This is a genomic window from Agrococcus sp. SL85 (genome assembly GCF_026625845.1).
Classification (GTDB): domain Bacteria; phylum Actinomycetota; class Actinomycetes; order Actinomycetales; family Microbacteriaceae; genus Agrococcus.
This window is the reverse complement of the sequence record NZ_CP113066.1, coordinates 2,249,116-2,270,876: the sequence shown is the minus strand read 5'-3', so window position 1 is coordinate 2,270,876 and position 21,761 is coordinate 2,249,116. Positions and strand designations below refer to the sequence as shown.

Below are 21,761 nucleotides of genomic sequence, written 5' to 3'. Positions count from 1 at the left end.
TGGACGCGCGGGAGCGCGGGCCGGCGAGCGGTTGGATTGGGTGCCACACGAGTGACCACGCAAGCCTACACGGCACCCTGAGCCCCGACAACCGACGGCGGGCTAGGCTCTCGCCATGCTGCTCGCCACCGGTGACGCCCTGCGCGTGGTCGTCGACGCGCCGCGTCTCGCCGCCGCGATCCGCGTCCCCCGGGGCTTCGCGATCGGCCTGACGATCACGGCGAGCTGGGCGGCGGCGTGGTTCGGCGGCGCGCTCGTCGCGGGCCTCGCGGGCCTCGACCTCGGCCTGCCGCGCCCCGCCCTGCTCGGGCTCGGCGCCGCGGGGCTCGCGTGCGCCGCCCTGCTCGGTGCGATCGCGGTGCTCCTGTGGGCGGGCGTGCGGGCCCTGCGCAGCCGGTACGTCGTCGGCGCGACCCTGCTCGCCGTCGGCCGCGAGGGCGTCGAGGGCCCCGGCACCGGCCCAATGCCCTACGCCTCGCTCGAGCGCGCGACGCTCCGCAGCGCGCCCCTGCGGATGCCGCCGCCCGCCTCGCCGGGCGCCGTGCTCGGCCGCCGGATCGGCGTCGCGCTCGGTGCGCGGGCCCGGCTCGACGCGGTGCGGGAGGTCGTGCTGCGCATCGACGGCCGGGACGTCGCGGCGAACCTCGGGCCGTTCGCCGACGCGGCCGAGCTCGACCGCCTCGCGCACGCGCTCGCCTTCGAGCTCGGACGCCGGAGCATCCCGCTCGAGCTCGCGCTCGACGCGCCCTGACCGCGGCCTGATCGCGCCCGGGCGCACGACGGGCCCCCGGCGATCGCCGAGGGCCCGTCGTGGCTGGGGCCGGATCAGCCGCGCAGCACCGCCTGGCGCAGCGTGTCGAGGCCGACGCCGCCGATGTTCAGCACGCGCATGTGGAAGCGCTTGAGGTCGAAGGCATCGCCCTCCTGCTCCTTCGCCTCGTCGCGGATCTGCTCGAAGATGCGCTGGCCGATCTTGTACGACGGCGCCTGGCCCGGCCAGCCGAAGTACCGGTTGACCTCGAAGCGCACGAAGGGCTCGTTCATGTTGACGTTCGCCTTCAGGAACTCGAAGGCGTACTCGAAGTCCCACTCCCCCGTGCCGTCGAGGCGCGGCTTGCCCAGGTGCACGCCGATGTCGAGCACGACGCGGGCGGCGCGCATGCGCTGGCCGTCGAGCATGCCGAGGCGGTCGGCGGGGTCGTCGAGGTAGCCCAGCGACTCCATGAGGCGCTCCGCGTAGAGCGCCCAGCCCTCGGCGTGGCCGGAGGTGCCCGCGAGCGCGCGGCGCCAGAGGTTGAGCTCGCCGCGGTTGTAGGTCTGCTGCGCGATCTGGAGGTGATGCCCCGGCACGCCCTCGTGGTAGACGGTCGTGAGCTCGCGCCAGGTGTCGAACTCGGTGACGCCCTTCGGCACCGACCACCACATGCGCCCGGGGCGCGAGAAGTCGTCCGCGGGGCCCGTGTAGTAGATGCCGCCCGTCTGCGTCGGGGCGATCATGCACTCGAGGGCCGTGATGGGCTCGGCGATGTCGAAGTGGGTGCGGCCGAGCTCCTCGATCGCCTGGTCGCTCGTGCGCTGCATCCACGCCTTGAGGGCGTCGGTGCCGTGCAGCTTCCGCGACTCGTCCTGGTCGAGGAAGGCGATCGCCTCCTGCACGCTCGCGCCGGGCTTGATCTCGCGCGCGATGGCCTCCTGCTCGTCGCGCATGCGCTCGAGCTCCTCGATGCCCCACGCGTAGGTCTCGTCGAGGTCGACCTCCGCGCCGAGGAAGCGGCGCGACATGAGGGAGTAGAACTCGCGGCCGACCGCGTCGACGGGGTTCGCCGCCGCGGCGAGCTCGCCCCGCAGGAACGCGGCGAGGCCCGCGTGCGCCTCGGTGGCGGCCTTCGCGGCCTCCACGAGCTCCGCCTTGAGCGACGCGGGCAGCTCGGCCTCGCCGGCCCTCGCGGCCGTCGCGAAGTCGCGGAAGAAGCCCTCGCCCGCCTCGTACTCCGTGAACTGGTCGAGCACGTTCTCGATCTGGCGGCCCGCGGGCGTGCTCCCGCTCGCGATGCCGTTGCGGAGCGAGGCGACGTAGCCCTCGATCGCGCCGGGCACGTTGCGCATGCGCTGCGCGATCTGCGCCCAGTCGTCCTCGGAGGCCGTGGGCATGAGGTCGAAGATGTCGCGGATGCCGGTGGCCGGGCTCGCGAGGTTGTTGAGGTCGCGGTCGCCCCAGCCCGAGGCCTCCACGTCGAGGTCGAGCTGCAGCTCCCTGGCGAGGTCGGTCCTCGTCACCCAGTCGATGTCGTCGACGGGCTGCGCGGCCTCGAGCTGCGCGAGCGTCTCGCGCGCGAGCGACGCGGCCTCCGCGCGGCCAGCGGGCGAGTAGTCGCCGTAGCCCGCCTGGTCGCCCTCGAGGCCGAGGTAGACGTTGAGCTCGGGGTTCTGCGCCGCGGTGCGGTGGACGTAGTCCTCGGCGATCCGGTCGATGTCGGTGTGCGGGCGCGACGGCGCGCCGGCGTTCTGGTCGGTCATGCCGCCAGCCTATGCGCGCCTACCCGAGCGCGGCGACGACCTCGCGCTCGAAGAGGTCGATCCCCGCCTGGTCGTGCGCGACCTCGGGCATGTAGACGATGAGCGTGTCGAGGCCCGCGTCGCGCATCGCGCCGACGTGGTCGAGCACCTGCTGCGGCGTGCCGACCACGGCGCCCTGGGTGCTGAAGCCCGTGCCGGCGTGGTCGCTCGGCAGCGCGCGGTCGGCGCGCTCGTTGACCGCCGCGGCCACCCGGCGCGCCTCGGCCTCCGTCTCGCGGACGACGACGTTGAGGTTCGAGCTCAGCCGCACCTCGGCGGGGTCGCGCCCCTCGCGGTCGAGGTGGCCGAGCAGGATGTCGCGCTTGCGGGCGAACTGCTCGGGGCTGCCGCCGAAGTTCGCGGCGTCGCCCCACTTCGCGACGTAGCGCAGGGTGCGCTGCTCGCCGCCGCCCGCGATCCACGTGGGGATGCGCGGTCGGCCGTCGCGGCCCGTCTGCAGGGGCTGCGGGCGGCAGATGGCGCCCTCGACCGCGAAGGTCTCGGAGGCGAGGCTCGCCTCGCCCTCCGCCCACAGCCGCTGGATGATCTGCACGCCGTCGCGGAGCGCCGAGATGCGCTCGCCGACGCCGGGGAAGCCGTAGCCGTACGCGCGCCACTCGTGCTCGTACCAGCCGGCGCCGATGCCGAACTCGAGGCGGCCGCCGGAGATGAGGTCGACCGTCGCGGCGATCTTCGCGAGCAGCGCGGGGTTGCGGTAGCCGATGCACGTGCACATCTGCCCGAGCCGCACGCGCTCCGTCGTGGCCGCGAGCGCAGCCATGAGGGTCCACGCCTCGTGCGTCGCCTCGTCGGTGGGGTGCGGCGTCGTGTGCATGTGGTCGTAGACCCACACCGACTCCCACGGCCCCGCGTCGGCGCGCTGCGCGACCGCGAGCATCCGCTGCCAGTGGTCGGCCGGCTCGATGCCGACGAGGTCGAGGCGCCATCCCTGGGGCACGAAGAGGCCGAAGCGAATCGCTGCAGTCGTCATGGAGTCAGCCTAGGCGCGCAAGGATGACAGGCGTGACCGCTGCCCCCATCGTCAGCATCGGCGCCGAGCCGGGCCGCGCGGGCCGCCAGACCGCCGGCCTCATCGGCGCGGTCGCGCTCATGGCGGGCGTCGCGGCGCTCGGCGCGTGGACGATCGGTGCGAGCGTCGCGCAGTACCCGGGGCGCCCGGAGGCATGGCTCGGCAGCGCCTTCGGCGTGCTGTTCCTGGCCGTCGGCGTCGTGGCGGGCGGCACAGGGATCGCCGCCGTCCGAAGCGTCCGCCGACTCGGCCGGGAAGTCGCCGTGCTCCGCCTGGACGACGCGGGCGTGGCGGGGCCGAGCGGCACCGCCGTGCCCTGGACCGCGATCGCCCGGCTCGAGGCGGTCGTGTACGCGCCGACTCCGCAGCGCACGAACGCGCTCGCGCAGGCTCGACCCCGGCCACCGCGTCGCGCTCGGCACCCGGCGCGGGCTCGACCGCGCGGTCGGGATGCCGCTGGGCCTCCGCGACGGCCGCCGATGGCTGCGCGTGGTGCGGCGCGACGGCGACGACGTCGTCCACGACCTCACGCTGCCGCTCGGGCCCGCGGCGTTCGCGGAGGCCGCCGCGGCGATCGAGGAACACGCGCGCTCCCGAGGGGTGGACGTGCTGGTCTCCCTCTGACGCGCTCGGCCGTCAATGCGCGCTCTGACGCGCTCGGCCGTCAGTGCGCGGCGGCGTCCCAGTTCGGGCCGACGCCCACCTGCACCTCGAGCGGCACCGAGAGGTCGGCGGCGCCGGCCATCTCGTCGCGGACGAGCGCCTCGAGCGCCTCCCGCTCGCCGGGAGCCACCTCGAACACGAGCTCGTCGTGCACCTGCAGCAGCATGCGGCTGCCGAGGTCCTCGTCGCGGATCCTGCGGTCGATCGTGATCATCGCGCGCTTGATGATGTCGGCCGCCGAGCCCTGGATGGGCGAGTTCAGCGCCTGGCGCTCGGCGTTCTCGCGCAGGACGCGGTTCGACGACGAGAGGTCGGGGAACGGGCGGCGGCGGCCGAAGATCGTCGTCGTGTAGCCGTCGTCCTTCGCCTGCATGACGACGCCGCGAAGGTAGTCGCGGATGCCGCCGAAGCGCGTGAAGTAGTCGAGCATGAGCTGCTTCGCCTCGGCCTGCGAGATCCGCAGCTGCTTCGAGAGCCCGAAGGCGCTGAGCCCGTAGGCGAGGCCGTAGCTCATGGCCTTGACCTTGACGCGCTGGAGCGCCGTGACCTCGCTCGGGTCGACGCCGAAGATGCGGCTGCCGACGAAGCGATGGAGGTCCTCCCCCGAGTGGAAGGCCTCGATGAGGCCCTCGTCGCCCGAGAGGTGGGCCATGATCCGCATCTCGATCTGCGAGTAGTCGGCGGTCAGGAGCGTCTCGAAGCCCTCGCCGTGCACGAACGCCGAGCGGATCTCGCGGCTCACCTCGGTGCGCACCGGGATGTTCTGGAGGTTCGGGTCGTTGGAGGAGAGGCGGCCGGAGGCCGAGCCCGTCTGGTCATAGCGCGTGTGGATGCGGTGGTCGTCGGCGACGGCGCGCTGCAGGGTCTCGATGATCTGCACGAGCTTCGTGGCCTCGCGGTGCTGCAGGAGCAGGCCCAGGAACGGGTGAGGGTTGGTCTCCTGCAGATCGGCGAGCGACTGGGCGTCGGTCGAGTATCCCGTCTTCGTCGCCCGCGTCTTCGGCATGTCGAGCTCCTCGAAGAGGACCGCCTGCAGCTGCTTCGGGCTGCCGAGGTTGACCTCGTGCCCGATCTCGGCGTAGGCGGCCTCCGCGTGACCCGCGGCGCGCTCGCGCAGCGCGTCGTGGATGCGGCCGAGGGTCGCCGAGTCGATCGCGACGCCCTGGCCCTCCATGCGGGCCAGCACCGGCATGAGGGGCAGCTCGATGTCGTCGAGCACGCCGCGCGTGCCCGGGTCGAGCCGGGACTGCTGCGCGCGAGCGAGCTCGCCGGTGAGCCAGGCGACGGTGCCGAGCTGCTCGGGCTCCACCTCGGGCACGAGCTGGTTGGGGTCGGGGGCGGGCAGCGGCGCGCCGAGCAGCGCCTCCGTCTGCCAGTCGAGCTCGAAGGTCTTCGGCGGCGCGGTGGGCGTGGCGAGCCAGGCCGAGACGCGCGTGTCGTCGACCGCCCCGCCGAGCTCGATGCCGGCGCGGCGGAGCGCCTTGATGGCGGCCTTCACGTCGTGCAGCACCTTCGGAGCGTCCGACGCGAGCCAGTCGACGAGGCCCACGTAGTCGCCCGTGCCGTGCTTGAAGGGCACGTAGGCGCTCGCCGCCTCGGTCGCGAGGCCGAAGCCGGCGATCGACCCCTCCTCGTCCTGCGCGATCGAGACCGCCACCGTGCCCTTCGCGCGCGAGAGCCACAGGTCGAGCTCCTCGTCGACGAGCTTCTGCACCGCGGGGGCCTGCACCTCGGGCTCGAGCGGCGCGGCGCCCTCGCCGGAGCCCTCCTGCTTGAGCACGCGGTCGAGCAGCGTGCGGAACTGCAGCCGCTGGAAGACCTCGCGCAGCTTCGCCTCGTCGACGGGCCCGCGCGCGAGCTCCGCGGGCGCCACGCCGAGGTCGACGTCGGTGAGCAGGCGGTTGAGCCTGCGGTTGCGCTCGGCGCGCTCGCGCTGCTCGCGCAGGTTGTTGCCCACGACGCCCTTGATCTCGTCGGCGTGCTCGAGCAGGTTCGCGACCGTGCCGTACTGCTGGATCCACTTGACGGCGGTCTTCTCGCCCACCTTGTCGATGCCGATGAGGTTGTCGCTCGTCTCGCCGACGAGGGCCGCGATCTCGGGGTACTGCTCGGGCTCGATGCCGTAGCGCTCGCGCACGGCCTCGGGCGTGTAGTGCTTGAGCTCCGAGACGCCGCGCACCGCCGGGTAGAGCAGCGTGACGTCGTCGTTGACGAGCTGGATGGTGTCGCGGTCGCCGGAGACGACGAAGACGTCCATCCCGGCCTTCCGGCCCTCGACCGACAGCGTGGCGAGGATGTCGTCGGCCTCGTAGTCCTCCTTCGAGAGGGTGCGCACGCCCATCGCGTGCAGCGCCTCCTCGAGCAGCGGCACCTGGCCCTTGAACTCCTTCGGCGTCTCGTCGCGCGTGCCCTTGTACGCCTCGTACTCGCGGGTGCGGAACGAGAAGCGCGAGATGTCGAAGGCGACCGCGAGGTGGGTCGGCCGGTGGTCCTGCAGCAGCTTCAGCAGCATCGACAGGAACCCGTGGATGGCGTTGGTGTGCTGCCCCTCCGAGTTCACGAAGTTGTCGAGCGGCAGGGCGAAGAACGCCCGGAACGCGAGCGAGTGGCCGTCGATGACCATGAGGGTAGGCTTCGTGTCCGACACGGCAGTCAGCCTAGCCGTGCGATCCCACACCCCCATCCGCACCACCAGCGAGGAGCGCGCGTGAGCGAGCACGACGTCGACGAGGCCACGAGCGCGCTGCTGGAGCGGCGCGGCGGACGACCCGGGGGCGAGCTCGCCGAGCGCATGGGCATCGAGTTCCTGAAGCTCTCGGCCGAGCACTCGATCGCGCGCATGCCCGTGGAGGGCAACCGCCAGCCGGTCGGCTTCGTGCACGGCGGCGCGTACTGCGTGATCGCCGAGACGCTCGGCTCGGTCTCGGCGAACATCCACGCCGGCTCCGACGCCGTCGCCGTGGGCGTCGACCTCAACGCCACGCACACGCGCTCGATCACCTCCGGCTGGGTGACCGCGGAGTGCCGCGCGCTGCACCTCGGCGGCTCGATGACGGTGCACGAGATCGTCTGCACCGACGACGAGGGCAACCGCGCCTCGACCGTGCGCATCACGAACTTCATCAAGCGCAAGCGCTGACGCTGGCGCGGCGGCGCGGCGCGCCGCGGTCGCGCCTCGCTGGCGTGGTCGCGCGGTGCGGCGAGCCGCCAGCGCGGCCGCGCGGCACATCTCTGTTCGCGCGCCCTGCCCCGCCCGCTCCCTCTGAGTGGCGCGGTATGGCCACGAGTGGCGGCAGCGTGTCGACAGTGGCGCCGAATCACGACGGTTCGCCGCCACTCACCGCCAGATGTCGCCGATCAGAGTGGCAGTGCCTCGATGCGCGCTGCGGGCGGCAGGCGGGCGGCGCGCCACCGTCGACCTGCCGCGAGCCGGGCGTGCATGGCTGCGACACGGGCGGGCAGCGAGCGGCCAGCGAGCGCTGCCGTCAGCGTGCCGAGAGCCGGGCGTGCACGCGTGCGATGTGCGCCAGGACCCGTGCGCCGCCGTCGCGCAGGTCGCGGCGCGTGATCCGGATGACGGTCCATCCGAGGCGTTCGAGCTCGCGGAGCCGCGCGATGTCGCGCTCGCCCTGCTCGTGCGAGGTGAAGTGGCCCTCGCCGTCGTACTCGACCGCGAGGCGCAGCGCCGGCCACGCGAGGTCGAGGCGACCCACGAACGTGCCCCGCTCGTCGAACGCCTCGTGCTGCAGCACCGGCTCCGGGAGGCCGCCGCGCACCAGCAGCAGGCGTGTCGCGGTCTCCTGCGGCGACTCCGCGCCCACGCGGACGAGCGCGACCGCTCGACGAGCGCGGACCAGGCCCCGAGCACCGTCGTATCGGCGGATCGCGTCGCGCAGGTCCTCGACCGAGAGCGCCTGCCGACGATCGCGGCAGACCAGCCAGTCCCCCACCGCGACCAGCTCGTCCACCGTGAGGATCGTCGCGAGGTGCACGAACGCGTCCGGCAGCGCCTCGACCCGGAGCCCGTCGACCTCGATCACCTCCGACTTCAGCCGGTGCCCGACCACGCCGGGCCGCACCATGCGCGATCGACCGGTGGGCGACGCGACGTGGATGCGCCGGTCGTCGGCGAGGCGCGCCGGCAGCGGCATGCCATGGATGCGTGCCGCCGTGAGGTGGGAGAAGAACTGGTCCGGTCCCGCCGCGGCGCGCACGGCCTCCGCGAAGTCGGCGGCGGTGTCGCCCAGCGAGCCGGTGACGCGGATGCCGTGCGCGGGTGCGCACCACGCACCGCCACGCAGCTCACCGCGAGTGACGCCCGAAGCGATCGCGTCGCGGACGGAGAACGCTCTGGATGCCTGCATGCCGTGCATCCTGCTGCGTCGCGCGCCGGAGCCGCGCCGCCATCGGACCGCCCTGTGGATGCGGCTCCGGCGGCGAGTGGCGGCATCTGACCACGAGTGGCGACATCTGGCGACGAGTGGCGACGACGCGTTGCGATACGCCGCCACAGTCGACGAAACGTCGCCACTCGGCGCCATGAGTCGCCACTGCTGAGCGAGATGGCGCCAGTGGGGAGCGAGATGGCGCCACTCACGGAGTGGACGCCGGAAGACCTCGGGCAGTCGCGGAGCGCGAGACGGCGCGACGTGGCGAGGCGGAGCGGGCAGGCGGGCGCCGCGGGGCGCCGCGCCTACTTCTTGGGCTTCTTCTCGCCGAGCTGCTCGATGACGGCGGCGGCGACCTCGGCCATCGTGAGGCGGCGGTCCATCGACGCCTTCTGGATCCAGCGGAAGGCCTCGGGCTCCGACAGGCCCATGCGCTGGTTGAGGAGGCCCTTCGCGCGGTCGACGAGCTTGCGGGTCTCGAAGCGGTCGGCGAGGTCGGCGACCTCGGCCTCGAGCGCGCGGATCTGGTCCCAGCGGGCCAGCGCGATCTCGATCGCCGGCAGCAGGTCGTTCTGGGTGAACGGCTTCACGACGTAGGCGAGCGCCCCCGCCTCGCCCGCGCGCTCCACGAGCTCCTTCTGGCTGAACGCCGTGAGCAGCACGACGGGTGCGAGCTTCGCGTTGCCGATGCGCTCGGCGGCCGAGATGCCGTCCATCTTCGGCATCTTGACGTCCATGACGACGAGGTCGGGCTGCAGCTCGGTCGCGAGCTCGACCGCGCGCTCGCCGTCGCCGGCCTCGCCGACGACCTCGTAGCCCGCGGCCTGCAGCGTCTCGACGATGTCGAGGCGGATGAGCGACTCGTCCTCGGCCACGACCACGCGGCGTGCGGTCGTGGTGGGCTCGGCAGGCGGCACGTCGAGCTGCGGCTCGGCGAAGAGGTCGTCGGTCATGGGGTCTAGCCTAGTCTTCGCGGCGCGGGCCGAGCGCCCGGCCGCGAGCCGGTGTGGCGGAATCGGCAGACGCGGCGCACTCAAACTGCGCTTCCGCGAGGAGTGTGGGTTCGAGTCCCACCACCGGCACGGACGGCGAGAGGGCGGCACCCGCAGGTGCCGCCCTCTCGTGGCCTCGTGACGCGTCCGGCGCACGCCTAGCGCTCGTCGGGCGCCGGCGTCGACCGGTGCGCGACCTCGATGCGCCGCTTGCCGTGGTAGGCGGGCGCGGCCTCGCGGTGCACGTCGCCGACGACGTGGATGCGCAGGTCGTTCGTCGAGCCGGAGATCCCGGGAGGCGAGCCGGAGATCACGACGACCTTCTCGCCGACCTCGACGATGCCCTTGCCGATGAGGATGTCGTCGACCTGGCCGAAGAGCGCGTCGGTGTCGGTGACGCGGTCGACGAGGTGCGTCTGCATGCCCCAGATGAGCTGCATGCGCGACTCGATCTCCGGGTCCGGCGTGAAGCCGAACGTGGGGATCGACGAGCGCAGGCGCGACATGCGGCGCGCCGAGTCGCCCGACTCGGTGAAGACGATGATCGCCTTCGCCTCGACGAACTGCGCGACGTCGAGCGCCGCGAGCGTCATGGCGCCGCCCTGCGTGCGCGGCTTCGTGCCGAGCGGCGGGATGCGCTCGAGGCCCTGCTCCTCGGCGGCGACGACGATGCGCGCCATGGTCTCGATCGTCGTGATCGGGTGCTTGCCCACGCTCGTCTCGCCCGAGAGCATGACGGCGTCGGCGCCGTCGAGGATCGCGTTCGCGCAGTCGCTCGCCTCGGCGCGCGTCGGGCGCGGGTTGTCGATCATCGACTCGAGCACCTGCGTGGCGACGATGACCGGCTTCGCCCAGCGGCGCGCCAGCTCGATCGCGGTCTTCTGCACGAGCGGCACCTGCTCGAGCGGCAGCTCGACGCCGAGGTCGCCGCGCGCGACCATGATCGCGTCGAACGCGTCGATGATCTCGGCGAGGTGCTCGACGGCCTGCGGCTTCTCGATCTTCGCGACGACGGGGAGCCTGCGCCCCTCCTCGTCCATGATCTCGTGCACGCGCTCGATGTCCTTCGCGTCGCGCACGAACGAGAGCGCGATGATGTCGGCGCCGAGGTCGAGGGCCCAGCGCAGGTCGTCCTCGTCCTTCTCGCTCATCGCGGGCACGTTCACCGCGACGCCGGGCAGGTTGATGCCCTTGTTCGACGACACGGGGCCGCCGACGACGACCTCGGTCACGACCTCGGTCTCGGTGACCTCGACCGCGCGGAGCGCGATGCGCCCGTCGTCGACGAGCAGCGGGTCGCCCGGGCGCACGTCGGCCGGGAGGCCCTTGAAGGTCGTGCTGGCCCGCTCGCCGTCGCCCTCGACGTCGTCGGTCGTGATGGTGAACCGGGCGCCCTCGACGAGCTCGAAGGGGCCGCCGGGGATCTTGCCGAGGCGGATCTTCGGCCCCTGCAGGTCGACGAGGATGCCGACCGGGATGCCGAGCTCGTCGCTCGCGCGGCGGATGTTGCGGTACACCTCCTCGTGCACGCCGTGGTCGCCGTGGCTGAGGTTCATGCGCGCGACGTTGATGCCGGCCGCGATCGCGGCCTTGGTCTGGTCGTAGCCGGCGAGGGCCGGCCCGAACGTCGCGACGATCTTGGCTCTTCTCATCGCTTCTGCCTTCCGTCATCGCGCCGCCTGGGTGTCTCGGCGCGAACGGTCTCCATCCTCGCAGAGCGGAGGTGCCCTGCGGGTCGGCGCGTCGGCCCGGGCGCGCTGCCCGGCCCGACGCGCCTAGGCCGCGAACGGCCGGTCTGTGGCGCGCACGGGCGCGGGGAGGTCGGACGCGCCCTCGAGGTAGGCGTCGACGGCCGCGGCCGCGGCCCTGCCCTCGGCGATCGCCCACACGATGAGGCTCGCGCCGCGGCCCGCGTCGCCCGCGACGAAGACGCCCGGCTGGTCGGTCGCGAAGTCGGGCCTGCGCTCGGGGAGGCCGCGCGCGTACGGCACGCTGAGCGCGTCGCCGATCGTGGCGTCGGCGCCCGTGAAGCCGAGCGCGAGCAGCACGAGGTCGGCCGGGATCTCGCGCTCGGTGCCGGCCTTCGGGCGGCGCGCGCCGTCGACGAGCTCGGTGTCGGCGACCTTGAGCGCACGCACCTCGCCCACCTCGTTCGCGAGGAACTCGACGGTCGAGACGAGGTACTTCCGCTCGCCGCCCTCCTCGTGGCTCGACTGCACCTCGAACACCGCGGGGTGCACGGGCCAGGGCTGGTGCTCCGGCCGATCCGAGGGCGGCTGCACGCCGATCGCGAGGTTCGTGACCGAGAGGGCGCCCTGGCGGTGCGCGGTGCCGATGCAGTCGGCGCCGGTGTCGCCGCCGCCCAGGACGACGACGTGCTTGCCCTCGGCCGAGATCTGGTTCGCGGGCACGGTCCCCGCGACGGCGCGGTTCTGCTGCACGAGGTACTCCATCGCCAGGTGCACGCCGTCGAGCGAGCGGCCCGGGATCTCGAGCTCGCGCGCGACGGGGGCGCCCGTGGCGATGACGATCGCGTCGAAGCGCTCCCGCAGCTGCGCCCAGCTGAGGTCGCGACCGATCTCGACGCCCGCGCGGAAGCGCGTGCCCTCCGCCGTCATCTGCGCGAGGCGCGCGTCGATCGTGCGCTTCTCGAGCTTGAAGTCGGGGATGCCGTAGCGCAGCAGCCCGCCGATGCGGTCGTCGCGCTCGTAGACGGCGACGGTGTGGCCGGCGCGCGTGAGCTGCTGGGCGGCCGCGAGGCCCGCGGGGCCGGAGCCGACCACGGCGACGGTCTTGCCGGTGAGGCGCGCGGGCGGGTGCGGCTCGGTCCAGCCGTTGGCGAAGGCGTCGTCGGCGATCGTCTGCTCGATCGTCTTGATCGTCACGGCGGGCTGGTTGATGCCGAGCACGCACGACGACTCGCACGGCGCGGGGCACAGGCGACCCGTGAGCTCCGGGAAGTTGTTCGTCGCGTGCAGGCGGTCGCTGGCCGCGCGGCCCTCGCCGCGCCACGTGAGGTCGTTGAACTCCGGGATGAGGTTGCCGAGCGGGCAGCCCTGGTGGCAGAAGGGCACGCCGCAGTCCATGCAGCGGCCGGCCTGGCGCTTCAGCACCGCCTTGTCGCCCGGCTCGCCGATCTCGCGCCAGTCGAGGATGCGCACGGGCACGGGGCGCTTCTTCGGGAGCTCGCGCTCCGTCACCTTCAGGAAGCCACGAGGGTCAGCCACCGGTCACCTCCAGGATCTGCCGCCAGATGTTGTCCGAGTCGGGGTCGATCCCCTGCTGCTGCGCGTCGAGGCGGATGGTGCGCACCATCGCCCAGTCGCGCGGGACGAGCTTCGAGACGCGCGCGAGCCCCTCGTCGAGCAGGCGCTCCGCGACCGCGGAGCCCGTGAGCTCGAGGTGCCGCTCGAGGATCGCGCGCAGCTCGATCTCGTCCTCCTCGGCGAGGCGCTCGATGCGGAGCTCGCCTTGGTGGAACGCGTCCTGGTTGAGGAGCCGCTCGTCGAGGTCGAGGACGTAGGCGACGCCGCCCGACATGCCCGCCCCCAGGTTGCGCCCCGTCGTGCCGAGGATCACCGCGACGCCGCCGGTCATGTACTCGAGGGCGTGGTCGCCCGCGCCCTCGCAGACCGCGGTGGCGCCGCTGTTGCGCACGAGGAACCGCTCGCCCACGACGCCGCGCAGGTAGAGCTCGCCGCTCGTCGCGCCGTAGCCGATCACGTTGCCCGCGATGACGTTCTCCTCGGCCACGAGCGCGGCGTCGGCACCGGGCCGCACCGTCACGAGGCCGCCGGAGAGGCCCTTGCCGACGTAGTCGTTGGCGTCGCCGTGGAGGCGCAGCGCGATGCCGCGGGGCGCGAACGCGCCGAGCGACTGGCCGGCCGAGCCGCGCAGCGTCAGGTCGACGGTGCCGGGCTCGAGGCCCTCGGCGCCCGCGTGGAGCGTCACGGCGTTGCCGAGCATCGTGCCGACGGCGCGGTCGGTGTTGGCGATGGGCAGGTCGAGCACGAGCCGCTCCCCCGCCGCCAGCGCTTCGGCGAGCTGCGGGAGGAGGCGCGTGTCGAGCTGGTCCTCGAGCTCGTGGTCCTGCACGGTCGTGCGGCGCGGGGCGCCGTGGGCGCCCTCCGGCTGCGCGAGCACGGGGGCGAGGTCGAGGCCGTCGGCCTTCCAGTGCTGGATCGCGCGGTCGGCCTCGAGCAGGTCGCCGCGGCCGATCGCCTCGTCGAGCGTGCGCAGGCCCAGCGACGCGAGGATCTCGCGCACCTCCTGGGCGATGAACTCGAAGAAGTGCACGACGAACTCGGGCCTGCCGGTGAAGCGCTCGCGCAGCACCGGGTTCTGCGTCGCGACGCCCACAGGGCAGGTGTCGAGGTGGCAGACGCGCATCATGATGCAGCCGGAGACGACGAGCGGCGCGGTGGCGAAGCCGAACTCCTCGGCACCCAGGAGCGCGCCGATGACGACGTCGCGGCCCGTCTTCAGCTGGCCGTCGACCTGCACGGAGACGCGCTCGCGGAGGCCGTTGACCATGAGCGTGTGCTGCGCCTCGGCGAGGCCGATCTCCCACGGGGTGCCGGCGTGCTTCAGCGAGTTGAGCGGGCTCGCGCCCGTGCCGCCGTCGTGGCCCGAGACGAGCACGACGTCGGCCTTCGCCTTGGCGACGCCCGCCGCGACCGCGCCGATGCCCGACTGGGAGACGAGCTTGACGTGGATGCGTGCCTTCGGGTTCGAGCGCTTGAGGTCGAAGATGAGCTGCTTGAGGTCCTCGATCGAGTAGATGTCGTGATGCGGCGGCGGCGAGATGAGGCCGACGCCCGGCGTCGCGTGGCGCGTGCTCGCGACCCACGGGTAGACCTTGCCCGGGGGCAGCTGGCCGCCCTCGCCGGGCTTCGCGCCCTGCGCCATCTTGATCTGGATGTCGTCGGCGTGCGTGAGGTACATCGACGTGACGCCGAAGCGGCCGGAGGCCACCTGCTTGATCGACGACCGGCGCTCCGGGTCGAGCAGGCGGTCGACGTCCTCGCCGCCCTCGCCCGTGTTCGACTTCGCGCCGAGGCGGTTCATCGCGATCGCGAGCGTCTCGTGCGCCTCCTGCGAGATGGAGCCGTAGCTCATCGCGCCGGTCGAGAAGCGCTTGACGATCTCGGAGACCGGCTCGACCTCGTCGATCGGGATGGGCGCGCCGGCCCGGAAGCCCAGCAGGCCGCGCAGGGTCTGCAGCTCCTCCGCCTGCCGGTCCACCATCGCGGTGTACTCGCGGAAGACCTCGTAGCGACCCGTGCGGGTGGCGTGCTGGAGCTTGAACACCGTCTCGGGGTTGAACAGGTGCGGGGCGCCGTCGCGGCGCCACTGGTACTCCCCGCCGGTCGCGAGGCGCTCGTGCGCGTGCGGCGCGCGCTCCTCGAGGTACGCGGCGCGGTGGCGCAGGCGCGCCTCCTCGGCGATGACGTCGAGGCCCACGCCGCCGAGCGGCGAGTGCGTGCCGACGAAGTAGCGGTCGACGAGCTCCTGCGAGAGGCCGACGGCCTCGAAGGCCTGCGCGCCGCCGTACGAGCCGACGGTCGAGATGCCCATCTTCGACATGATCTTCGTCACGCCCTTGCCGAGGGCCTTGATGAGGTTGCGCACCGCGGTGTCGACGTCGGCGCCCAGCTGGCCGGTGAGGGCGAGCTGCTCGGCCGTCTCCATCGCGAGGTACGGGTTGACGGCGCTCGCGCCGTAGCCGATGAGCAGCGCGACGTGGTGCACCTCGCGCACGTCGCCCGCCTCCACGACGATGCCCGCACGCATGCGCGTCGACGCGGCGATCAGGTGGTGGTGCACGGCGCTCGTCATGAGCAGCGTCGGGATGGGCGCGAGCTGATCGGTGGAGTCGCGGTCCGAGAGGATGATGAACTGGGCGCCCTCGGCGATGGCGTCGTCGACCTCGCGGCACATCTCCTCGAGCCGCCGGGCCATGCCCTCGTGGCCCTCCTCGACGCGGTACAGGCCCTTCACGACCACCGTGCGGCGCGAGCCGGGCGTGCGGTCGATCGCGCGGATCTTCGCGAGCTCGTCGTTGTCGATGACGGGGAAGTCGAGGATGATCTGGCTCGCGTGCGTCGGCGTGGCCGTGAGGAGGTTCCGCACCGGGCCGAGGCCGATGGTCATGCTCGTCACGATCGACTCGCGCAGCGAGTCGAGCGGCGGGTTCGTCACCTGCGCGAAGGCCTGCGCGAAGTAGTCGAAGATGAGCCGCGGGCGCTTCGAGAGCACCGCGATCGGGGTGTCGGAGCCCATGGCGCCGAGCGGCTCGGCGCCGGTCCTCGCCATCGGGCCGATGAGGATGCGCACCTCCTCCTCGGTGTAGCCGAAGGTCCGCTGGCGGCGCGTGACGGAGGCAGGGGTGTGCGCGACGTGCTCGCGGTCGGGCAGGTCGGCCAGGTGGATGCGGCTGCCCTCGAGCCACTCGCCCCACGGCTCCTGCGTGGCGAGCTCCATCTTGATCTCGTCGTTGGGGACGATCCGTCCGGCCTCGGTGTCGACGAGGAACAGGCGGCCCGGCTGCAGGCGGCCGCGGCGGACGACGCGGCTCGGCTCGATGGGGAGCACGCCGGTCTCGGAGGCCATGACGACGAGCCCGTCGGAGGTCTCGAGCCAGCGCCCCGGGCGCAGGCCGTTGCGGTCGAGCGTCGCGCCGACGAGCGAGCCGTCGGTGAACGCGATGGCGGCCGGGCCGTCCCACGGCTCCATGAGCAGCGAGTGGTACTCGGCGAAGTCGCGCAGCTCCTGCGGCATGTCCGGCTGGTTCTCCCACGCCTGCGGGACCATCATCATGATCGCGTGCGGCAGCGAGCGGCCCGCGAGCGTGAGCAGCTCGAGCACCTCGTCGAACGAGGCGGAGTCGCTCATGCCGGGCGTGACGATGGGCTTCAGCGGGCGCAGGTCGCCCAGCAGCTCGCTCGCGAGCTGCGACTCGCGCGCGCGCATCCAGTTGCGGTTGCCCTCGACCGTGTTGATCTCGCCGTTGTGCGCGATCATGCGCAGCGGCTGCGCGAGCGGCCACGAGGGGAAGGTGTTCGTCGAGTAGCGCGAGTGCACGATCGCGAGCTTCGTCTCGAAGCGCTCGTCGGAGAGGTCGGGGTAGAACGGCTCCAGCTGGAGCGTCGTCACCATGCCCTTGTAGGTGATCGTGCGGCTCGAGAGCGAGGGCAGGTACTCGCCCACCTCGCGCTCGATGCGCTTGCGCAGCCGCCACGTGAGGCGGTCGAGCTCGATGCCCGCGACGGGCGTGGCGCCGGCCGCGGCGACGAAGACCTGCTCGATCGCCGGCATCGCCTCGCGGGCGAGCTTGCCGAGCGCCGAGGGGTCGGTGGGCACCTCGCGCCAGCCGAGGACGCGCAGGCGCTCCTGCCCCGCGATCTCGCCGATCCGGTCGCGGACGGCGTCGCGCTCGGCCGCGTCCGTCGGCAGGAAGGCGAGGCCGGCGGCGAAGGCCCCGGCCTCGGGCAGCGCGAAGGGCACGACGGCTCGCAGGAACGCGTCGGGCATCTGCGTGAGGATGCCCGCGCCGTCGCCGGTGCCGGCGTCCGAGCCCACCGCGCCGCGGTGCTCGAGGTTGCGCAGCGCGTCGAGCGCGAGCGCGACGATGTCGTGCCCCGCGCTGCCGCGGGTCGTCGCCACCATGGCGAGACCGCAGGAGTCCCTGTCATGGCCGGGGTCGTACATGCCGGAGGCCGCGGGGGCCGTCATGCCGCGGAAGGGCGCGTGCCCCTCTCGCGGGAGGCTGGTCGATGCGCGCATCGTGCTCCTCTGCTCTCGCTGGTGGAGCGGGACGCCGTCGGCCCGCGGAGCGCCCGTGCGGGCGCGGAGAACTACCTGTTCACGGCCGCGGGATGGGCGGCGGGCTCGGCCTCGTCCTTGGTGCGGGACTCCGGGAGCTCGGTGTAGACCTCAGAGTCTACGGCATCCGTCGCGCCGGGCTCGCGGCCCGGCACCCACGGCGAGGGCTCGAGGCCCCGGTGGCGGCGCGTCTGGACGATCCAGACGACGACGCCGATCGCGATCGCCGCGAAAGCCATCCAGACGTTCGTGCGGATGCCGAGGAAGAGCTCGGACGGGTCGAGGCGGATGGTCTCGAACACCGACCGGCCAGCGCCGTACCAGATGAGGTAGAGCGCGACGAGGCGGCCCCACTGCACGTCGCGTCGGCGGTCGATCCACAGCAGCACGACCGCGCCGAGCACGTTCCAGAGGATCTCGTAGGCGAAGGTCGGGTGGAAGAGCACGCCCTCGGGCAGCCCCACGGGGTAGGCGGGGTTCGTGGCCTCGATCTCGAGGCCCCACGGCAGGTCGGTGGGCTGGCCGAAGAGCTCGTGGTTGAACCAGTTGCCGAGGCGGCCGGCGGCCTGCGCGAGCAGCAGGCCGGGCGCGAGCGCGTCGACGAAGGTCGTGAAGCGCAGGCCCAGCTGGCGGCAGGCGATCCAGATGCCGAGCGCGCCGCCGATGAGCGAGCCGAAGATGGCGATGCCGCCCTCCCAGACGCGGAAGACCGCCCACGGGTCGGCGCCGGCCGAGAAGTAGTCGTCGGGGTGCGAGATCACGTGGAAGGCGCGCGCGAACACGATGCCGAGGAGCACCGCCCAGATGGCGACGTCGACGACGTAGCCCGCGTCGACGCCGCGCTGGCGGAGGCGCCAGCCCGTGAGCACCGAGGCGACGACGATGCCGGCGAGGATGCAGATCGCGTACGACTGGATGCCCCACGCAGGCGTCGCGAACCGGGCGAGCACCGCGAGCAGCACGCCGATCACGAGCGACCAGAGCATCGCGTCGCGGGCCACGCCGCGCGAGGCCTGGCCTCGGACGAGGGCGACGCCGAGCGTGAGCACGAGGACGACGACCGCCGCGATGATCGCGAGCACCGCGGTGCCGAGCCAGGAGCCCTGCGCGAGCGAGAGGACGCCCAGCGCGTCGAGCCACTGCCCCACGGGGACCTGCTGCCACTCGGGCGCCGGGCTGGGGATGCTCTGGAAGAGGGTGGTCACGCGTTCGCGCCCTTCTGGTCTGCTGCCGCGGCGGCGGCCGGGACGTGCTCGATCGTACCCGCGGCCAGCGATCCGGCGAGCTCGCGCACGGCGGGCACGCCGCCGTCGCCGAGGGCCCGCACGAGCGCGGAGCCGACGATCGCGCCGTCCGCGTAGGCGAGCACGTCATGCACCTGCGCGCCCGTCGAGATGCCGAGGCCCACGCACCGCAGCGCGCTCGTGCCCTGCGCGGCCGCGCGCGCCGCGATCCGGTCGCTGAGGCCCTGCGCGGCGCGGTCGACGTCGCTGCGCGCGCCCGTCGTGCCCATGGTCGACACCGTGTACACGAAGCCGCGGGAGGCGCGGACGGCCGCGTCGATGCGCGCGTCGGGCGAGGAGGGCGCGGCGAGGAAGACGCGGTCGAGGTCGTGGCGGTCGGCGGCCTCGAGCCACTCCCCCGCGTTCTCGGGCGTGAGGTCGGGCGTGATGAGCCCGGCGCCGCCCGCGACGGCGAGCTGCTGGGCGAAGCGCTCCACCCCGTGGCGGAGCACGGGGTTCCAGTAGGTCATGACGAGCACGGGCGCGTCGGTGCGCGCCGTGATCGCGGCGACGCCCTCGAAGAGCTCCTCGAGGCGGAAGCCGCGCTCGAGCGTCGCCTGGGTCGCCGCCTGGATCACCGGCCCGTCCATGCCGGGGTCGGAGTAGGGCACGCCGAGCTCGATGGCCGTGCAGCCGGCCTCGGCCATCGCGACGGCCGCGTCGACGCTCGTCGCGAGGTCGGGGAAGCCGACCGGCAGGTAGCCGATCAGCGCCCTGCCGCCCGTCGCCCGGATCGCGTCCTCGGTCCTGCTCATGCCTGCTCCGCGTCCTCGTCGAGCAGGCCGAACCAGCGGCCCGCGGTCGCCACGTCCTTGTCGCCGCGGCCCGAGAGGTTCACGACGAGCGTCGAGCCCGGCAGCTCCTCCGCGAGGCGCAGCGCGCCCGCGATGGCGTGCGCCGACTCGATCGCGGGGATGATGCCCTCGGTGCGCGTGAGGGCGAGGAACGCGTCCATCGCCTCCGTGTCGCTCACCGGCAGGTACTCGGCGCGGCCGAGGTCGGCGAGCCAGGCGTGCTCGGGGCCGACGCCCGGGTAGTCCAGGCCCGCCGAGATCGAGTGCGACTCGAGCGTCTGCCCGTCGTCGTCCTGCAGCAGGTAGGTGCGCATGCCGTGCAGGAGGCCCGGCGCGCCGCGGCCGATCGAGAGCGCGTGGCGCTCGGTCGTCGCGCCGTCGCCCGCGGCCTCGAGGCCGATGAGGCGGACGTCGGCGTCGTCGAGGAAGGCGTGGAAGATGCCCATGGCGTTCGAGCCGCCGCCGACGCAGGCGAGCACCGCGTCCGGCAGGCCGCCCGTCATGGCGACGACCTGCTCGCGCGCCTCCTCGCCGATGGCGCGGTGGAAGTCGCGCACCATCGCCGGGAAGGGGTGCGGGCCCGCGACGGTGCCCATGAGGTAGTGCGTCGAGTCGACGTTCGCGACCCAGTCGCGCAGGCCCTCGTTGATCGCGTCCTTCAGCGTGCGCGAGCCGCTCGTCACGGGGACGACCGTGGCGCCCAGGAGCCGCATGCGGGCGACGTTGAGCGCCTGCCGCTGCGTGTCGACCTCGCCCATGTAGACGACGCACTCCATGCCGAACAGCGCGGCGGCCGTCGCGGTCGCGACGCCGTGCTGCCCGGCGCCGGTCTCGGCGATGAGGCGCGTCTTGCCCAGCCGCCGGGCGACGAGCGCCTGCCCGAGCACGTTGTTGATCTTGTGGCTGCCGGTGTGGTTGAGGTCCTCGCGCTTCAGCAGGATCCTCGCGCCGGCGCGCTCGGACAGCCGCGTCGCCTCGGTGAGGAGCGACGGCCTGCCCGTGTAGTCGCGGCTCAGCCGCTGGAACTCCGCCTGGAACTCGGGATCGACCCTGCACGCCTCGTAGCAGGCGGCGAGCTCGTCGATCGCCGCCATGAGCGGCTCCGGCATGAAGGTGCCGCCGAAGGCGCCGAACCAGGGACCCGCCTGCGCTCGCAGGCTCTCGTGCGCGGTCATGCTGCCCTCCCGAACTCTGCGACGCGCGACCGGGGGTCGCCGTCCCTGACGAGCGCCTCCCCCACGAGCACGGCGTCGGCGCCGTCGCGGCGGTAGCGCGCGACGTCGTCTGCGGTGCGCACCCCGGACTCCGCGACCGCCACGACGCCCGCGGGGATGCGGGCACGCAGGTCGGCGAAGCGCTCGGGGTGCATGGTGAACGTCCTGAGGTCGCGCGTGTTGACGCCGAGGATCCGGGCCCCGGCCTCGAGCGCGACGTCGATCTCGGCCTCGTCGTGCACCTCGACGAGCACCGAGAGGCCGAGCTCGGTCGCGAAGCGGTGCAGCGCGACGAGCCGCTGCGCCGGCAGCGCGGCGACGATGAGCAGCGCGAGGTCGGCGCCCGCGGCGCGCGCCTCGAGCAGCTGGTACTCGTCGGCGATGAAGTCCTTGCGCAGCACGGGCACGTCGACGGCCGCGCGCACGGCGCGCAGGTCGTCGAGCGAGCCGAGGAAGCGGCGGCCCTCCGTGAGCACGCTGATCGCGCTCGCGCCGCCCGCCGCGTACTCGGCGGCCAGGAGCGCGGGCTCGGGGATGTCGGCGAGCGCGCCCTTCGAGGGGCTCGCGCGCTTCACCTCCGCGATGATGTGCGGGCCGTCGGAGCCGGGCTTCGGCGTGCCGAGGATGCGGGCGGCGTCCCGAGGCGACGGCGTCGCGAGGGCGAGCGCCTCCAGCCGCTCGGCGGGGAGGTCCTCCCTGCGCCGCGCGGCGTCCTCGAGCGCGCCCTGCGTGAGCGCGTCGAGCACGGCCTAGTGCCCCTGCTCCCCGAGGCCGACCTTCGTGAGGACGGGCCAGAGGATCGCGCCCACGAGCGTGACGGCGGCGCTGATCCACACGACGATCGGCTGCTCGAGGAAGAAGAACAGCGTGCCGACGGCGATCGCGACGAGCATGACGACGATGCTGATCCAGGCCGCCCGCGAGTGGCCGTGGCCCGGGTCGACGAACGCGGGGTCGTACTCGGCGACGGCCAGGTCGGCCGCGTGCTGCTCGGTGATGCCGGTGCGTGCGCTCAAC

The 21,761-nt window shown here is 73.3% G+C and carries 16 protein-coding genes and 1 tRNA gene; 4 read left to right on the top strand and 13 right to left on the bottom strand.

Translation table 11 applies throughout. The annotated features are described in order from the left end of the window. Nucleotides 1–115 precede the first annotated feature (115 nt). Entirely contained in the window at nt 116–751 is a 636-nt protein-coding gene (locus OVA14_RS11275; protein ID WP_267503943.1) for a hypothetical protein, read from the top strand. A 74-nt stretch (nt 752–825) separates the two neighbouring features. Here the strand turns inward: OVA14_RS11275 and OVA14_RS11270 are convergent, their stop codons facing one another. Beyond that, entirely contained in the window at nt 826–2,517 is a 1,692-nt protein-coding gene (locus OVA14_RS11270; RefSeq protein ID WP_267503942.1) for a DUF885 domain-containing protein, read from the bottom strand. A gap of 19 nt (nt 2,518–2,536) precedes the next feature. Beyond that, nucleotides 2,537–3,547 (bottom strand): TIGR03560 family F420-dependent LLM class oxidoreductase, encoded by a 1,011-nt coding sequence (locus OVA14_RS11265; protein ID WP_267503941.1) that lies wholly within the window; start codon nt 3,545–3,547, stop codon nt 2,537–2,539. Nucleotides 3,548–4,036: 489 nt separating this feature from the next. On the opposite strand from OVA14_RS11265, the gene OVA14_RS11260 reads away from it, so the two are divergent. Beyond that, nucleotides 4,037–4,210, top strand: a complete 174-nt coding sequence (locus OVA14_RS11260; RefSeq protein ID WP_267503940.1) for a hypothetical protein — start codon at nt 4,037–4,039, stop codon at nt 4,208–4,210. Between the two features lie 40 nt (nt 4,211–4,250). Here the strand turns inward: OVA14_RS11260 and polA are convergent, their stop codons facing one another. Next, nucleotides 4,251–6,872, bottom strand: coding sequence for a DNA polymerase I (gene polA / locus OVA14_RS11255; protein ID WP_267505580.1), 2,622 nt, complete (start codon nt 6,870–6,872; stop codon nt 4,251–4,253). A gap of 84 nt (nt 6,873–6,956) precedes the next feature. On the opposite strand from polA, the gene OVA14_RS11250 reads away from it, so the two are divergent. Beyond that, a complete protein-coding gene (locus tag OVA14_RS11250) occupies nt 6,957–7,388 on the top strand; it encodes a PaaI family thioesterase (RefSeq protein ID WP_420710590.1) in 432 nt (143 codons plus the stop codon). Nucleotides 7,389–7,734: 346 nt separating this feature from the next. On the opposite strand, the gene OVA14_RS11245 is transcribed toward OVA14_RS11250, so the two are convergent. Beyond that, nucleotides 7,735–8,613 (bottom strand): DUF559 domain-containing protein, encoded by an 879-nt coding sequence (locus tag OVA14_RS11245; protein ID WP_267503939.1) that lies wholly within the window; start codon nt 8,611–8,613, stop codon nt 7,735–7,737. Between the two features lie 329 nt (nt 8,614–8,942). Continuing rightward, entirely contained in the window at nt 8,943–9,590 is a 648-nt protein-coding gene (locus OVA14_RS11240) for an ANTAR domain-containing response regulator (RefSeq protein WP_267503938.1), read from the bottom strand. Between the two features lie 47 nt (nt 9,591–9,637). On the opposite strand from OVA14_RS11240, the gene OVA14_RS11235 reads away from it, so the two are divergent. Further along, nucleotides 9,638–9,719, top strand: a tRNA-Leu gene (locus OVA14_RS11235). 68 nt (nt 9,720–9,787) lie between these two features. On the opposite strand, the gene pyk is transcribed toward OVA14_RS11235, so the two are convergent. From pyk to OVA14_RS11195, 8 genes are all read right to left on the bottom strand, one after another. Beyond that, a complete protein-coding gene (pyk, locus tag OVA14_RS11230) occupies nt 9,788–11,281 on the bottom strand; it encodes a pyruvate kinase (protein ID WP_267503937.1) in 1,494 nt (497 codons plus the stop codon). A gap of 123 nt (nt 11,282–11,404) precedes the next feature. After that, complete coding sequence (locus OVA14_RS11225) at nt 11,405–12,856, bottom strand: glutamate synthase subunit beta (protein ID WP_267503936.1); 1,452 nt, start codon at nt 12,854–12,856, stop codon at nt 11,405–11,407. Continuing rightward, nucleotides 12,849–17,414: a glutamate synthase large subunit gene (gene gltB / locus OVA14_RS11220; RefSeq protein WP_420710589.1), complete on the bottom strand. Its 4,566-nt coding sequence runs from the start codon at nt 17,412–17,414 to the stop codon at nt 12,849–12,851. Before gltB ends, OVA14_RS11225 begins: the two co-directional genes overlap by 8 nt. A 71-nt stretch (nt 17,415–17,485) precedes the next feature. Continuing rightward, nucleotides 17,486–18,658, bottom strand: coding sequence for a prolipoprotein diacylglyceryl transferase (gene lgt / locus OVA14_RS11215; RefSeq protein ID WP_267503935.1), 1,173 nt, complete (start codon nt 18,656–18,658; stop codon nt 17,486–17,488). Then, the gene (gene trpA / locus OVA14_RS11210) at nt 18,655–19,491 is read right to left on the bottom strand and encodes a tryptophan synthase subunit alpha (RefSeq protein ID WP_267503934.1); all 837 of its coding nucleotides are present in this window, start codon (nt 19,489–19,491) and stop codon (nt 18,655–18,657) included. The genes lgt and trpA overlap by 4 nt, the downstream gene beginning before the upstream one ends. Continuing rightward, nucleotides 19,488–20,705 carry a tryptophan synthase subunit beta gene (gene trpB, locus OVA14_RS11205; protein WP_267503933.1) on the bottom strand — a complete coding sequence of 406 codons (1,218 nt, stop codon included), beginning with the start codon at nt 20,703–20,705 and terminating at the stop codon, nt 19,488–19,490. Before trpB ends, trpA begins: the two co-directional genes overlap by 4 nt. Continuing rightward, nucleotides 20,702–21,490, bottom strand: coding sequence for an indole-3-glycerol phosphate synthase TrpC (gene trpC, locus OVA14_RS11200; protein WP_267503932.1), 789 nt, complete (start codon nt 21,488–21,490; stop codon nt 20,702–20,704). Before trpC ends, trpB begins: the two co-directional genes overlap by 4 nt. Before the next feature lie 3 nt (nt 21,491–21,493). Next, on the bottom strand, nt 21,494–21,760 hold the full coding sequence (locus OVA14_RS11195; RefSeq protein ID WP_267503931.1) for a DUF6704 family protein: 267 nt from the start codon (nt 21,758–21,760) through the stop codon (nt 21,494–21,496). Nucleotide 21,761 lies beyond the last annotated feature (1 nt).